Below are 16,412 nucleotides of genomic sequence, written 5' to 3' on the forward strand. Positions count from 1 at the left end.
TTATGACACTAGTAGAGAGAATTACAGAAGTAGTAAAAGCAATCGGAGCAGATATTAAATCTTTAAAAGGACGTGTGTTAACACTTGAAAATAAACCAGCAAGTACAGGCGGAGTAGATGAATCTCAAATACAATCCAAAGTAAATGCTAAGGTGGAAGAATCTATCAATACACTCAAAGGTGAACTTGCGACACTAGTCACTCCGACTATTACAGCAGAAATTAATAAAGTGGTTGACGGTGCGCCAGAGACATTCAATACGCTAAAAGAAATTGCAGATTATATCGAGCAAGATAAAACTGGTGCAAGTGCAATGACTACATCTATTAATAATCGATTACGTTTTGATGAACAGCAGTCTCTAACAGAAGCGCAACAAACAAACGTACTTAACTCTTTGGGATTAACAGATACAGATTTAGTGGCAGCATACACAACAGCAGTAAACGGTTAGGAGGTTGTTATGACTTTGATTCAAAGAATAATTGAACTAGCCAAAGCAATCGGAAATGATATTAAGACCCTAAAATCTAGGGTCTTAACTCTTGAAACAAAGCAGAATGGAACGCAAGGACAAACAACGGAAAAGAAGTATGTATATCGAACACCAAAAGGGGCATCATGGCTGAATGGTAACAGCTACATCCAGTTGACACGCATTGGCAATTTAGTGGTTGCTGGGGCAGACGGAGATAGTTATGCTACTATCTCAATTACTCCACCTACAGACTCCAATTTTAATAAGTTGCCAAAACGTGAATCTACTGTTGATGGTAAAGGCGGAACATGGCTACAAATACAAAAGCCAAATAACAGTGGTGGTTTTCAAAGCAACTTCATTATCCCAGAGGGATTCGCTCCTGTTAAGTCAACATATGGAATGATAGTAAACGACAATGGTATACCAGTAGCAACTGTCATGTTCGGTGACAAGGCGAATCAACGCTTGATACGTATTCATTTTGATGGGATGGGTAGTGAGGCAAGAGGAAAGTTCCCTACTAGATTATTGCGATTAGGTACCTGCTCGTGGATAACAGAAGATGACCAGCCAACAAAAGAGTTCAACAACAACGATGGAATACTACAGATTCAAACCGTTAATAAATAACATAACGATACCAATCGACAGAAAGGAGAGCGGTCAGTATAAATACAATAGTGAATCAACTCAAAGATTATTACAAGCGACTGAAAGAAGCACACGTTTCTATACAGTCGCTTGTATTCGTTAAGATAGTTATACTTATCAGCTTTCTACCTATTGGAATTTATCTATCAGCATGGCTATACACCGTATATGCAATGCATGTGGGAATTAACGTCACGTTTCTAATCTCACTGTTAAGCGAACTAAGGCAATTTGTATCCGTGATATTTTCTACACAGACAGTCACAGGAATACTTGCCTATGGTGTAGCCTTAATAGATAAAGACCATGATGGAGAATCAGATGAATTAAAAAACAGAGTAGATACTAAATCTAGCGAACAGTTTATAGGACGGTGATATATTGAGAGAGATAACTTTACAAGAATTACAAACACTAGCAATTAACGCTAGAGGACAAATCAGCAAGATTTATATTCATTGGACAGCAGGTCACTATGGACAGGCTTTTGATGACTATCATATCAACATTGATAAAGACGGCAAGATGTACACTGATATGGACAGTCTAACAGATTACAAGCCACATACATGGCGAAGAAATACAGGTGCAGTTGGAATCTCTTTGATGTGTGCATACGGTGCAACAAGCATAAACAATCTAGGAGATGAACCGCCAACGGAAACACAATTAGATAAAGTCGCAGAAGTGATAGCCGTATTGTGTGTAGACATTGGATTACTTTGCGACATTTACCACGTGTTGACACATGCAGAGGCAGCAGAAAACATGGATGGGTGGTTTGCACATGAACCATACGGATACTATCATAATTGTGAACGTTGGGATTTACTAGTAGTTAGAGCTGGAGATTCTCCGTTTAGTGGTGGAGAATGGATACGTAATAAAGCAAAAGAATATGCCTTATCGTGGGGAAGTACGATTTAAAAGGCGAACAGCAGAGGATTATATGAATGAACATATTAGATACATCAAAGAACAGATTACAACACATAAGATTTCTTTTATCGTTTTCACTATTAGCTTTCTTGCCTTGTTTGTCGCAGTCGGTTTACTCTTCTACAGTGTATCAGATAACAGAGAGTCAATTGACGGCACTAGACATGAACTTACAGACGCTAGAAACGAATATCGACAGGCTATCGGTGATGTACAACGAATCGAAAACAGACTTAAAGATAGTGAAGCTAGAAGCCGAGAAATCGAGGTTAGAAGCCTTGAGATTGAAAAACATAGCCGAGAAATTATCCAGCGACTTGAGTCAGTCGAGGAGCGAAACAGAGAGGTTGAACGCCTCCTTAAAGAAAGCCGACAGCTTGCTACAGAAAGCCGAGGAATCATTAAAGAGGTTAGAGAAACAACTGGCAAATAAACAAAGAGAAACTAATCTTTGGAAAACAGTCGCATTAGGAGCAACAATAGCACTTATCGTGACGAGATAAACTTAGGGGTATATCCAACAGGGTATACCCCTCTTTTTTGTTTTTCAGAAATAAAATTACAATAATGTTGACTTTTTAGAATATTGGTTATATGATAAGTGTGTAAAGTATAACTTTTCGGAATATTTTGAAAGGCGGTGAGATATGGAGACAAAAGAAACGTATACTGTTAAGGATATTTCTAAGTATTTAAACGTCACGGAACAGACGATTAGAAAGAAAATCAAAGATTTAGAAAAAGATGGTGTTTTCTACTTAGGGAAAGACTGTAGTGGCAAAATCATACTGACTAAACTTGACGTATCGTTACTATTGGCGAAGTATTATAAAAGTGTGTATAATAAATTCTGTAAAGAGTGTGGTATCACGGAAAGGAGTACTATCGTGATTCCATCTAAAAAGGGAACAATACAACGATTAGTTCGCAGTAACGGTCAAGAAGTATTTTACATTAGAAATTTACCAATTGGATTTGATTCTAGCGGTAAAGAGATTATGTATAAAGGTCCTAAGTTTACGTCAAGAGAGTTGGCAGAACAGAAAAGAAACGAGGTGATTCAACAAAGAGTATTCAACGCACAGAATACACAAAACGATACACAAAAAGATGAAACGTACTACAGAATTGCTAACATGAGATTTGTAGATTTTTGTAGAGAGTATATAGAAAAGAAAGACGTGCGAGAATCTACAATGTTTGTATACAACAAAACATTAAATGTGTTGGAAAAATATATCGGAAACATGCTTATCAAAGATATATCAGCAAGGTCAATCAGCTTAGCAATCGAACCAATAGATGTAATGGTGGGGCATGTAAAGACTATATTAAAAAATACACTAGATAAGCTATACAGGCTAGACGTGATTGACAAATCTGTAATAGATAAAATTACATATCCTAATCCAAAATTTAAGCCACAAAAGAAAATAGCACTTACTGAAGAGCAAGTACGTATTATCTTAAAAAACTCAAGATATACAAGACATGAACTACTAACACATCTTTTGTTTAAAACTGGAATGAGAATATCAGAAGCATTAGCACTTACATGGGAAGATGTTGAAATTAAACAAGAATTTATTTTAATTCACGTTACAAAAACAATATCAAAAGATGTTTACGGAAATTCAACAAATATTCAGCCACCAAAGACTAAAAGCGGGTACAGGGATGTGTTCGTATTTGACGATAAATTGATAGAATTGTTTAATAAGCAAAAATCAAAATCAAAAGGAGATATTATCTTTAGTGGCAGGTGTGGTGGGCGCATAGGGTATCAAACAATACTGAAACAATTTAAAAATTATGGTGACTTACTAGGGATTACTTTGTCCCCACACGTAGCAAGACACACATATATATCTATTGCTTTATCGAAAGGTGTTGATTTGTACTCTTTAGTCGAACAAGTAGGTCATTCAAACCCCGACATGATTTTAAAAGTTTATGGAAAGCGTGTTTTGGATAAACATAATGTATTTTCAATGTTTAGTGTAATATAATACAAGATACACAAATAATACACAAAATCATATAAAATTGTTTATAAGCATTGATTCTATTGGATTTTAAAGTAATTAAGTAATTTAATAATTAAAGTAAAAAAATATATCGAAAGTCTTGAATATATGGATTTAATTCGATATAATAATGGTAGGTATTATAAGGAAGGCAGATATTAAGTTATGGATACATCTGTAAAATCAAATAAAATGAAACTCTATGGGTTTAACAATTTAACAAAAACCTTGAGTTTTAATATTTATGATATTTGTTATACGCGTACAGAAGAAGAAAAACGCCAATATATTGAATACATTGACGAAGTTTACAATGCACAGCGCCTGACTGATATTTTAACAGAGGTTTCACATATTATCGGAGCCAATGTGCTGAATGTGGCTAAGCAAGACTATGATCCACAAGGGGCAAGTGTAACCATTCTGATTTCGGAAGAACCTGTTGACAAAGTAGATAAAGATGATGTGGTAATGCATCTCGATAAATCTCACTTGACGGTTCATACCTACCCTGAAAGTCATCCAGACAATGGAGTAAGTACATTCCGTGCAGATATCGACGTGTCCACATGTGGTCAAATTTCTCCACTTAATGCATTGAACTATCTTATCGATAGCTTTGATTCCGATATCATTAGCCTAGATTACAGAGTGCGTGGATTCACTCGCGATATTCATGGTAAAAAATTATTTATGGATCATCGCATGAATTCCATTCAAAATTACATTAACTCTAAAACTCGTAATCTCTACAATATGATCGATGTGAATGTGTATCAAGAAAATATTTTCCATACCAAAATGATGCTGAAAGAGTACGACATTAATAATTATTTGTTTGGTATTACCGAAGAAGATTTGACGCTGAAAGAGCGTAAACAAATTAACCAACAACTCAAACAAGAGATGGCGGAAATATTCTACGGTAGAAACTTACCATCATTGAAAATCTAGGAGGTTTTCCCATGGACGTAAAACAAGAGGCAATTGAAAAACGCTTGGAACTTAAAGGTTTCTTGCAAACTGGAACAAAATATGAATTAAAAGATGCTCATGACTTAACAGTGGCATACACTCCAGGTGTAGCTGAGCCATGCCTTCACATCAAAGAAGATGAAGACAAATCCTTCGACTTAACATGTCGTTCTAATATGGTAGCCGTTGTATCTGACGGTACTCGCGTATTAGGCTTAGGTGATATCGGGGCAGCGGCAGCGATTCCAGTAATGGAAGGTAAATCCTTGCTATTCAAACGTTTTGGTAATGTAGATTGCATTCCTTTGGTGATCGATACAAAAGATCCAGACGTGTTGATCAACACTGTGAAATTAGTACAAAAAAACTTCGCTGGCATTAACTTAGAAGATATCTCTTCCCCTAAATGCTACGAAATCGAAAATCGCTTGAAAAAAGAGTTGGAAATCCCTGTGTTCCATGATGATCAACATGGTACAGCTATCGCTTGCTTAGCAGGCGTAAAAGCAGCGCTTCGCTTTGTAAAAAAAGATTTATCTAAAGTAAAAATCGTTGTAAATGGTGCTGGTGCAGCGGGTGCTAATATTGCTCGTCTATTATACTTAGCAGGCGCTCGTGACATTACATTAATGGTAAGCTCCGGTGTATTGAACAAAGATTACAAACGTCTTGATTCTTTACAAGCTGAGTTGATCAAAACATTAGGTCAAGAAACAAAAACAGGCAACTTAGCAGAGATTGCAAAAGGTGCTGACGTATTGTTGGGTGTATCTGCAGCAGGTGCTTTCACAAAAGAAATTTTAGAAAGCTTAGCTGATGATGCTATTGTATTTGCTATGGCAAACCCTAACCCAGAAGTAATGTACGATGATGCGAAAGCAGCAGGTGTACGTGTTATGGGTACAGGCCGTAGCGATGCGCCGAACCAAATTAACAATGTAAATGTATTCCCTGGTATTTTCCGTGGAGCCATCGACGTACAAGCACGTGAGATTAATGATGAAATGAAATTGGCAGCCGCTGAGGCGCTAGCAGCTCTTGTAACTGATGAAGAATTAGCAGAAGACTACGTAGTAGCCAATGCATTCGATAAACGTGTTCCATTGGCAGTAGCAAAAGCAGTTGCTGAAACGGCAATCAAAACTGGTGTAGCTCGTAAAACAGAAGTTCCTTACTAAGAGTAGGGCTTGTATATAGTATAGAGGTAGGTTGAGTGTTAATTCGACCTACCTCTATCTTTTTTTTATGAATGGGTTGTGAAAAACATCACCTAACAAAAAATTAGAAAACCTAAAAAATATTTAGAAAAAGTATTGAATTATGAATATGACAGTGCTATAATAAGGGCATACCTAATAAATTGTTAGATAGCCTAAAAAATAGTTAGGAGACAATTATGAAATTAGAACAATTAAAGGTAATTGCGCATGGTATTGCGACACAATTTGGAGCTTCATGTGAAGTGTTAATTCACGACGTGCAAATAGAAACATTAGAGAGTTCTATTGTGTATATTGAGCATGGAGATATTTCTAACCGAAATGTAGGTGATGGCGCCTCGCATGCAGTACTAGATGCGATACGAAATGACGATGGTCAGTGTCAGGGTAAACAAGCTTATCTCACACGAACCAAAGATGGAAGAGTTCTCCGATCGACGACGATGTATATACGTGATGATAATGATAAATTACAGTATTTATTGTGTATTAACTATGATATTACTGATTTTATTACATTACAAAACTCGTTAGATCGAATTATTACATCCAGTAATCGCGCATGGGAAACAAAAGGTGAACGAATTGTTACATCTGTTAGCGATTTGTTGAGCGATATGTTATCTCAAGCTGAAAAAGTAGTAGGGCGGCCAGCACATTTGATGAATAAAAATGAGCGCCTGGAAGCAATACGATATTTATATTGTCAAGGCGCTTTTTTGATTTCAAAAGCATCTGACAAAATTTCAGAGTATTTTAATGTTTCCAAATTTACATTATATAACGACCTAAATCAAGTGAAAGAAGAGGAGGAGTTACATGGAACGGATTCAATGGGTGAAAAATAATATGCCTGGGTCTGAAGATCTAAATACGCATATTATGAGTGTACAAGCAAGTGAAGGTGTGCGTGAATTTCATAAAAGTTTCCCACAATATGAAGAAACACCATTAACTGAATTACCACGTATGGCAGAGCATTTAGGATTGAACAGATTGTTCATTAAAGATGAATCCTACCGCTTTGGATTAAATGCTTTCAAAGTATTGGGTGGATCCTATGCGATTGCTAAATTCGTGGCACAAGAATTAGGTAAAGAAGTATCCGAGTTACCATACTCTGTATTAACATCTAAAGAATTGCGTGATGAATTTGGTCAAGCTACATTCTTCACAGCAACAGATGGTAATCACGGTCGTGGCGTAGCTTGGGCAGCGAATAAATTGGGCCAAAAATCTGTAGTATTTATGCCAAAAGGTTCTACAGAAACTCGTAAACAAAATATTGCAGCAGAAGGTGCAACAGTTACGATTGAAGAAATGAACTACGATGATTGCGTACGCTTAGCTACAGCAGAATCTAAAAAAGTAAACCACGGCGTTGTTATTCAAGATACAGCATGGGATGGCTATGAAGAAATTCCAGCATGGATTATGCAAGGCTATGGCACAATGGCATTAGAAGCTACTGAACAACTAGAAAAAGCAGGCGTAGACGTACCAACACATGTTATCGTTCAAGCTGGCGTTGGTTCCTTAGCAGGTGCTGTGACTGGTTATGTAGTAAACCGCTATAAAGATGCTCCTGTAAAACCCAAAATTGTTGTTGTAGAAGCATCTGCAGCAGACTGCTTATACAAAGGTGCTAAAGCAGGCGATGGAGACTTACGCATTGTTGGCGGTGATTTACAAACTATCATGGCAGGGTTAGCTTGCGGTGAACCAAATACAATCTCTTGGGACATCTTAAAAAATCATGTGGACGTATTCGTATCTGCTCCAGACTGGGTAGCATCTTTAGGTATGCGCATGAGTGCAGCTCCTATTAAAGGCGATGCAAGTATTACATCTGGTGAATCTGGTGCCGTACCATTTGGTTTAGTAGCAGCGGCTATGACAATGGATGAATATAAAGATTTACGTGAAGACTTAGGTTTTACAAAAGACTCCAAAGTTCTTTGTTTCTCCACAGAAGGGGATACAGATCCAACACGTTATCAAGAAATCGTATGGCAAGGAAAATTTTAATATAACCAAGTAGTCATATACAGTTAACATTAACTTTTAAGTATATGTGTGTTTAAGGAGGAAATGGTAATGGATTTACAAGCAGTAAAAAAAGCAGCAGAAGCTTATGGACCAGCGATGACAAAATTTTTAAGAGAAATCGTCGCATTCCCTGGTGAAAGTGCAGAAGAAGAACAACACGTTCGCCGCATTGAAAAAGAAATGAAAGACTTAGGATTCGATGAAGTAGAAGTAGATCCTATGGGTAACATTCTTGGCTATATGGGAACTGGTAAAACATTGATTGCTTTTGACGGACATATTGATACAGTAGGTATCGGCAACCGTGATAACTGGAACTTTGATCCATATGAGGGATTTGAAAGCGATACTGAAATCGGTGGCCGTGGCGTATCTGACCAATTAGGTGGTATCGTATCCGCAGTATACGGTGCAAAAATCATGAAAGACTTAGGTTTATTGAATGATAAATATCGTGTATTAGTAGTTGGTACAGTACAAGAAGAAGATTGCGACGGATTGTGCTGGGAATATATTATTAAAGAGCGTGGCATTCGTCCAGAATTCGTAGTATCCACAGAACCAACTGATGGCGGTATCTATCGTGGTCAACGTGGCCGTATGGAAATTCGTATCGATGTAGAAGGCGTATCTTGCCATGGTTCTGCACCAGATCGTGGTGACAATGCAATCTACAAAATGGCTGACATTTTACAAGATGTTCGTGCATTAAATGCAAATAACTCTACTGAAAGCACTCGCGTTAAAGGTTTGGAAAAAATGTTGGATCCAAAATTCAACCCTGACCATTATGAAGAAGCTCGTTTCTTGGGCCGTGGTACAGTAACAACTTCCCAAATTTTCTATACTTCTCCAAGTCGTTGTGCAGTAGCAGACTCTTGCGCAGTATCTCTTGACCGTCGTATGACTGCAGGCGAAACATGGCAAAGCTGCTTAAAAGAAATTGAAGATTTACCAGCTGTAAAAGCGCATGGTGCAAAAGTATCTATGTACGAATATGCTCGTCCATCCTGGACTGGTTTAACATATCCGATCGAATGTTACTTCCCAACATGGGTAATTCCTAAAGATCATAAAGTAACAAAAGCGTTAGAAGAATCTTACATCTCCTTATACGGTACAGAACGTATTGGTGCAGAAGTTACATTGGCAGAACGTAAAGCTCGCCCATTAACTGATAAATGGACATTCTCCACAAATGGCGTATCCATCATGGGACGTAATGGTATCCCTTGCATCGGTTTCGGTCCTGGCGCAGAAGCACAAGCACATGCTCCTAACGAAATCACATGGAAACAAGACCTTGTAACATGTGCAGCAGTATATGCAATCTTACCTACAAACTATTGCAAATAATAGTTTACATTTTATAAAGCTATAAATTATTAATGAGGTGCAAAAATGGCAGATTTCAAAAAATGTGTAGACGCATTAGCTAAGTTAGACACAAAAAACATGTACAACAACGATTTCTTCTTGACTTGGGAAAAAACAGACGACGAATTACAAGCTGTTTGGGCTGTAGCTGATGCATTACGTGCATTACGTGAGCGCAATATCTCTACAAAAGTATTCGACAGTGGTCTTGGTATCTCCTTATTCCGTGATAACTCCACTCGTACTCGTTTCTCCTTCGCATCTGCTTGTAACTTATTAGGTTTAGAAGTACAAGACTTAGATGAAGGAAAATCTCAAATCGCTCATGGCGAAACTGTACGTGAAACAGCTAACATGATCTCCTTCATGGCTGACATCATCGGTATCCGTGATGATATGTACATCGGTAAAGGTAATGCGTACATGCATGCAGTAGCTGATGCAGTAGAAGAAGGCCATAAAGACGGCGTATTAGAACAACGTCCTACATTGGTAAACTTACAATGCGATATTGACCATCCAACACAATTGATGGCTGATACTGCACATCTTATCAATGAATTTGGCGGACTTGAAAACTTAAAAGGTAAAAAAGTGGCTATGACTTGGGCATACTCCCCATCCTATGGTAAACCTCTTTCCGTACCACAAGGTGCTATCGGTTTATTCACTCGTTTAGGCATGGAAGTAGTATTAGCGCATCCAGAAGGATACGAAGTAATGCCAGAAGTTGAAGAAGTTGCTAAAAAACAAGCACAAGCTAGTGGCGGATCTTTCAAACGTACAAACGACATGAAAGAAGCTTTCAAAGATGCTGATATCGTATATCCTAAATCCTGGGCACCTTTCGCAGCAATGGAAGAAAGAACTGACCTATATGGTAAAGGCGATACTGCAGGTATCAAAGAATTAGAAGGGCGTTTGTTAGAACAAAATGCACAACATAAAGATTGGGCTTGCACAGAAGATATGATGAGTCTTACAAAAGACGGTAAAGCATTATATTTACATTGCTTACCAGCTGATATCACTGGTGTAAGCTGTGAAGAAGGCGAAGTTGACGCATCCGTATTTGATCGTTATCGTGTACCTCTTTACAAAGAAGCAAGCTATAAACCATATGTAATTGCTGCTATGATTTTATTAAGCAAATTTGAAAATCCAGTAGAATTATTGAAAGAGCTAGAAGAAAAGGGAACAGAAAGAGTTCTCCGCTAAGAGCAAAGGGGCTGTCTGTTCAGACAGTCCCTTATTTTAATCCCTACAAAGTAGTTAGGAATATATACACCATAGAGAGGTACCCTATGAAAAAACGTGTTGTTATCGCTTTAGGGGGCAATGCCCTAGGTAATACATTACCAGAACAAATGATTGCAGTAAAAGAAACTTCAAAAGCAATCGTAGATTTAATCGAAGCAGATTGTGATGTTATCGTTACCCATGGTAACGGTCCTCAAATCGGTATGATTAATAATGCTATGGCTGCATTAACAAGAGAGGTCTCTACTCAGCCTAACACACCATTATCTGTATGCGTAGCCATGAGCCAAGCGTATATTGGATATGATTTACAAAATGCATTGCGGGAAGAATTGTTAAATCGAGGAATTAATGATTTGCCTGTGATGACAATGGTTACACAAGTTCGTGTAGATGCAGATGATCCAGCTTTCTTAGACCCTACAAAACCAATTGGTCATTTTATGACGAAAGAAGAAGCCGTACATGCAGTGAATCAATATGATTACGTAGTGAAAGAAGACGCAGGTCGTGGCTATCGTCGTGTAGTAGCATCACCAGCGCCAAAAGAAATCATTGAGTTAGGTGCAATTAAAGGATTGATCGGAAAAGAACTTATCATCGCTTGCGGTGGCGGCGGTATTCCTGTAGTTCGTGAAGGCAATCACTTAACAGGTGCCTCTGCAGTTATCGATAAAGACTGGACTAGTAGCTTATTAGCGCAAGAAGTGGATGCTGATGTATTGATTATCTTAACAGCTATTGAAAAAGCAGCGATTAACTATGGTAAAGAAAACCAACAATGGTTAGAGCACATTACTGTAGAAGAAGCAGAAAAACACATCAAAAATGGTGAATTTGCAGCAGGTTCTATGAAACCAAAAATGGAAGCAGCAGTGGCATTTGCTAAATCGAAACCAGGTAGAAAAGCTATTATTACCCAATTAGAAAAATCTCGAGAAGGTATAGAAGGAAAAACAGGTACACACATCGAATTATAACAATAGCATTTCAAATACATACAGTGTTTCATAGAAAGGAGCCTATCTATGATTTTACTAGGAAAAGGAACTGTCGTTACACGTAATCCATTACAACCTATTATTGAAGATGGTGGGGTATTAATGGATGGTACTAAAATTGTAGCGGTAGACTCATACGAAACATTGCGCAAACAATATCCAAAAGCATATAGAGTGAATGCTCATGGACGCTTGATTATGCCTGGTTTTGTAAATGCTCATCATCATATTTATTCTGCCTTAGCCCGTGGATTATATATCCCTGGTAATAACCCAACAAATTTTAAAGAAATTTTAGATGGATTGTGGTTCTACTTAGATAAACATCTTGCGAAAGAAGATGTGTGGGCAAGCGCGATTGTGACTTATATGGCATGTATCGAAAATGGTGTGACTTCCATATTCGACCATCATGCAAGTTATGGAGAAACAGAAGGTAGTTTATCTGTTATCAGTGAAGTGGCTCAAGACTTCGGTGTTCGTTCTTGCTTATGTTACGAAGTAAGCGATCGAAATGGACAAGAAGAAATGGAGAAGGCGGTAGCAGAAAATGTACGTTTTGGTAAAGAAGCAAAGGAAAACCCTGAAACGATTGCCGCTATGATGGGCTTACATGCGTCTTTCACATTGAGTAAAGATACATTAGCCTATGTACGTGAACAAAACGTAGACAATTTGGGGTACCATATCCATGTAGCAGAAGGCACGACAGATCAAGAAGATAGCCAAGAAAAATATGGCATGCGTGCAGTACATCGCTTACATGAAGATGGTATTCTAGGACCGAAAACAATTGCTGGACATTGTATCCATGTAGATGACAGTGAAGTAAAAGTGTTAGCAGAAACAGGCACGATGGTAGCTCATAATCCAGAAAGTAACATGGGTAATGCAGTAGGAGCACCGAATGTATTAAAACTTATGGAAGCAGGTATTCCAGTAGGTCTTGGTACAGATGGTTATACTAGCGATATGTTAGAGTCCTACAAAGTAGCAAATTGCTTAGTAAAACATAACATGCAACATCCAAATGTTGGTTGGACTGAAATTCCTAATATGTTATTCAATACTAACCCGGCAATGATTGAAAAATTCTTCCCTGTAAAAGTTGGTACCTTAACACCGGGGGCAGAAGCGGATGTAATTGTTTTAGACTATATTCCTAGAACAGATTTACATGCTGATAATATCAATGGTCATTTACTATTTGGCCTCAATGGTCTCAATGTAATTACAACGATTTCAGGTGGTAAGGTACGTATGCTAGATCGTCAACTATGTGGCATGAATAAAGAAGAATTGCTACGAGAAGTACGACAAATTTCCCATCGTTTATGGAAACGATTAGTCCCATAATACACTTTCAGTAAGGAGTGAATACTATGAGCGATATCATGTATCCGGTAAGTTTCGGACATTTAATGAACCATATTTTAACAGAATATGCTACACACAATCGAGTATATAATGTGGAGCGCATGCACACAACAGGTACGGATCAACGGTTATCCTTATTTGGTCGTAACCTAGAAAATCCATTAGGTCCTGCAGCAGGTCCACATACTCAATTAGCTCAAAACTTAGTAGCGGCCTATGTGGGCGGTTCCCGATTCTTGGAATTAAAAACAGTACAAATTATGTTCGGTGAAGAATTGGGTATCCCAAGACCATGTATTTATTCAAAAGATGAAGCATACAACGTGGAATGGTCCTCTGAGTACCATTGCCATGCAGCTGCTGATGAATACATTAAAGCATGGTTTGCTATTAAATTAATTAGTAAAGAATGGGGCATCGGTGATCCAGATGGATTCATCTTTATCATGAGTGTTGGCTATAACTTAGCAGGCATTCAAAGTAAAGATGTAGATTCCTATATGGAAAGCTTACGTGCAGCACGTACAAAACCAGTTTGGAAAGAATGCGAAGAATGGGCATTAGCTAATGTACATCAATTTAAACATGTAACAGAAGAGTACATTCGCAATATTGATGACAATATTTGTCAAGGTATTACATTATCTACCATGCACGGCTGTCCTGCAGGCGAAATTGAATCGATTTGTACATACCTACTGAAAGAAAAACATCTAAATCTATATCTAAAATGTAACCCAACATTATTGGGATATGATCGTGTAAGAGAATTATTAGATCAAGCCGAGTTTGGATATATTGATTTTGATGCACATCAATTTGAAGTAGACTTATCTTTCAAAGAAGCAGTGCCAATGATTGAACGATTATTGACGATTGCAGAAGAAGAAGGTTTAGTATTTGGTGTGAAATTGACAAATACATTCCCTGTTTCTATTCACGAAAAAGAATTACCAGGTGAGCAAATGTATATGTCTGGTAAATCCTTATTACCATTATCTATCGGAGTGGCTCAATTATTGAGTGAAACATTTGGGGAACGCTTACCAATGTCTTATAGTGGTGGTGCAGATGCAAAAAATATCGCAGCTTTATTCCGCACAGGTATTTGGCCAATTACCGTATGTACAACATTATTACAAGGGTTAGGTTACAACCAGTTGGATAACTTGGCTAAATTAGTAGAAGCAGAAGATTACGATACTGCGAAGGTGATTAAACCAACAGAAATTAAAGCTTTTGCTGAGGCAATGGGAACAGCGCCTACATACAAAAAATCTGCAGCGGCTAAGAAAAAACGCGAAGAACAACCCGGTTTCCCAACAGCTCATGATAAAAATCATGAATGCCGTGTTGTATGTGGTACTTGCGTACGTGTTTGTCCAAATAGAACGAATGAATGCATTACTGTAGACGGTAAAAAATTGATCATTCACATTGATGAGTCTTGTAATGAATGTGGTAACTGTGCTTGTCATTGCGTACAACCATGCTTCCCATATAAAGATAAATTGACATACTTCATCGATGAAGAACGCTTATTAGCAAGCGATAATGATGGCTTTTATATTCAAGGTAAAGAATGCGGATATCGCTTCCAAGGCGCTACAGGTCGCACAGCGATTGATGCCTTACCAGAGGTGTTGAAAGGAGTAGTGGAAGCGTTCATTAAAGAACTTCCATATTATATCTATGATACTCATTGAACAAGGATATCTTGTACTCCCAACGGGAGTCATGCAAGGGACGATAGCAATTGAAAATGATAAGATTGTAGAGGTTGCCCCTCATATTGAGGCGAAACCGGGAGATGTACGAATCGATGCAAAAGGGCGTTATGTATTGCCTGGGGGAATTGATACACATACCCATTTTGAAATGACCAATGCATTTGCCACTACGGCAGATGATTTTGACAGTGGTACAAAGGCTGCTATTATGGGGGGAACCACGACGATTATCAATTTTGCATCGCCTTTTGAAGAATCTTTGTTAGAAGGTTTGCGACGCGATAAGAAACGGGCGGAAGGACGTTGCTCTTGTGATTATAAATTTCATATGGAAATTTTGAATATGAATGAGCAAGTAGCAGAAGAAATTCCTAAGGTCGTAGAAGAAGGCGTCGCATCCTTCAAAGTATATATGGCCTATAGCTTTAGTATTGATGATCGGTCAATTTACGAAGCAATCAAAGCAATTGCCCCAACCGGTGCGTTGGTGGCAGCCCACTGCGAGAATGGAGCGATGATTGCAGCTAAGGTACAGGAAATGAGAGCGGAAGGAGATACGGAAGCAAAGTATCATCCACTTTCAAAACCAGATACCATAGAAGCAGAAGCAATGCATCGTTTCATTCGACTAGGGGAATTAGCAGATTATCCAGTACATATTGTACATGTGAGTTCTGCAGCAGGATTAGATGTGATTGAGGAACGCAGAAAAAATGGGGCAAAAGTAACCTGTGAAACCTGCCCTCAATACTTATTATTGACAGATGAATTGTATAATCAGCCGGATGGAAAAGGATTGCGATATATCTTAAGTCCACCTCTTAGAAAACAAAGAGATGTGGAGATTCTGCAAGCGGCAGTAGAGCGCGGAGTTTTCCAAACATTATGTACGGATCATTGCAATTATACATTAGCGCAAAAAGCGCAGGGTCTTGGTGACTTTACGAAAACGCCAGGTGGATTGCCAGGTGTAGAAGAGCGGATGATTCTAATGTGGGATATGTTTGTTCATAGTGGACGAATTGATCCTGTAGAATATATGAAATTAACTAGCGAAACACCAGCTAAGTTATATGGATTATATCCAAAAAAAGGAACGTTACAGGTAGGAAGTGATGCGGATATTGTGATACTTTCACCGGATGTAACAGAATGTATGACTTCGGATAAAACTCATAGTCGGTCAGATTATACACCTTATGAGGGAATGACTGTACATGGTCGAATAGATGATGTGTTTTTACGTGGGCACCATGTGGTGCAAGATAGAAAATTAGTGGAAGCCTATAAAGGGGAATTCCAACAATAATCGGAGGGAGGTCTC

General features: G+C 38.2%; 15 protein-coding genes. All 15 read left to right on the plus strand.

Annotated features, from left to right (window positions below; genetic code table 11):
• The first annotated feature begins 2 nt into the window (after nucleotides 1-2).
• A complete protein-coding gene (locus EO127_RS05925; RefSeq protein WP_127448553.1) occupies nucleotides 3-455 on the plus strand; it encodes a hypothetical protein in 453 nt (150 codons plus the stop codon).
• Between the two features lie 9 nt (nucleotides 456-464).
• Entirely contained in the window at nucleotides 465-1,112 is a 648-nt protein-coding gene (locus tag EO127_RS05930) for a hypothetical protein (RefSeq protein ID WP_127448554.1), read from the plus strand.
• A gap of 402 nt (nucleotides 1,113-1,514) precedes the next feature.
• Nucleotides 1,515-2,060: an N-acetylmuramoyl-L-alanine amidase gene (locus EO127_RS05935; RefSeq protein ID WP_240646018.1), complete on the plus strand. Its 546-nt coding sequence runs from the start codon at nucleotides 1,515-1,517 to the stop codon at nucleotides 2,058-2,060.
• Between the two features lie 22 nt (nucleotides 2,061-2,082).
• A complete protein-coding gene (locus EO127_RS05940; RefSeq protein ID WP_127448556.1) occupies nucleotides 2,083-2,505 on the plus strand; it encodes a hypothetical protein in 423 nt (140 codons plus the stop codon).
• 214 nt (nucleotides 2,506-2,719) lie between these two features.
• Nucleotides 2,720-4,081: a tyrosine-type recombinase/integrase gene (locus EO127_RS05945; RefSeq protein ID WP_127448557.1), complete on the plus strand. Its 1,362-nt coding sequence runs from the start codon at nucleotides 2,720-2,722 to the stop codon at nucleotides 4,079-4,081.
• Between the two features lie 183 nt (nucleotides 4,082-4,264).
• Entirely contained in the window at nucleotides 4,265-5,053 is a 789-nt protein-coding gene (speD, locus tag EO127_RS05950) for an adenosylmethionine decarboxylase (protein ID WP_009353328.1), read from the plus strand.
• A gap of 11 nt (nucleotides 5,054-5,064) precedes the next feature.
• Complete coding sequence (locus EO127_RS05955) at nucleotides 5,065-6,252, plus strand: NADP-dependent malic enzyme (RefSeq protein ID WP_127448558.1); 1,188 nt, start codon at nucleotides 5,065-5,067, stop codon at nucleotides 6,250-6,252.
• A gap of 215 nt (nucleotides 6,253-6,467) precedes the next feature.
• Nucleotides 6,468-7,142 (plus strand): helix-turn-helix transcriptional regulator, encoded by a 675-nt coding sequence (locus tag EO127_RS05960; protein WP_127068321.1) that lies wholly within the window; start codon nucleotides 6,468-6,470, stop codon nucleotides 7,140-7,142.
• Nucleotides 7,114-8,322, plus strand: a complete 1,209-nt coding sequence (gene dpaL / locus EO127_RS05965; RefSeq protein ID WP_127448559.1) for a diaminopropionate ammonia-lyase — start codon at nucleotides 7,114-7,116, stop codon at nucleotides 8,320-8,322. The genes EO127_RS05960 and dpaL overlap by 29 nt, the downstream gene beginning before the upstream one ends.
• A 69-nt stretch (nucleotides 8,323-8,391) precedes the next feature.
• Nucleotides 8,392-9,699: a YgeY family selenium metabolism-linked hydrolase gene (locus EO127_RS05970; protein ID WP_127161079.1), complete on the plus strand. Its 1,308-nt coding sequence runs from the start codon at nucleotides 8,392-8,394 to the stop codon at nucleotides 9,697-9,699.
• Nucleotides 9,700-9,744: 45 nt separating this feature from the next.
• A complete protein-coding gene (gene ygeW / locus EO127_RS05975) occupies nucleotides 9,745-10,938 on the plus strand; it encodes a knotted carbamoyltransferase YgeW (RefSeq protein ID WP_127147514.1) in 1,194 nt (397 codons plus the stop codon).
• 86 nt (nucleotides 10,939-11,024) lie between these two features.
• The gene (gene arcC, locus EO127_RS05980; protein WP_127448560.1) at nucleotides 11,025-11,960 is read left to right on the plus strand and encodes a carbamate kinase; all 936 of its coding nucleotides are present in this window, start codon (nucleotides 11,025-11,027) and stop codon (nucleotides 11,958-11,960) included.
• A 48-nt stretch (nucleotides 11,961-12,008) separates the two neighbouring features.
• Complete coding sequence (ssnA, locus tag EO127_RS05985; protein WP_127448561.1) at nucleotides 12,009-13,337, plus strand: putative aminohydrolase SsnA; 1,329 nt, start codon at nucleotides 12,009-12,011, stop codon at nucleotides 13,335-13,337.
• A 26-nt stretch (nucleotides 13,338-13,363) separates the two neighbouring features.
• Nucleotides 13,364-15,064, plus strand: coding sequence for a selenate reductase (locus EO127_RS05990; protein WP_127448562.1), 1,701 nt, complete (start codon nucleotides 13,364-13,366; stop codon nucleotides 15,062-15,064).
• A 31-nt stretch (nucleotides 15,065-15,095) separates the two neighbouring features.
• Nucleotides 15,096-16,397, plus strand: coding sequence for a dihydropyrimidinase (hydA, locus tag EO127_RS05995; protein WP_240646020.1), 1,302 nt, complete (start codon nucleotides 15,096-15,098; stop codon nucleotides 16,395-16,397).
• Nucleotides 16,398-16,412: the final 15 nt, after the last annotated feature.

It is taken from the genome of Veillonella sp. 3310 (assembly GCF_003999875.1).
GTDB lineage: Bacteria > Bacillota > Negativicutes > Veillonellales > Veillonellaceae > F0422.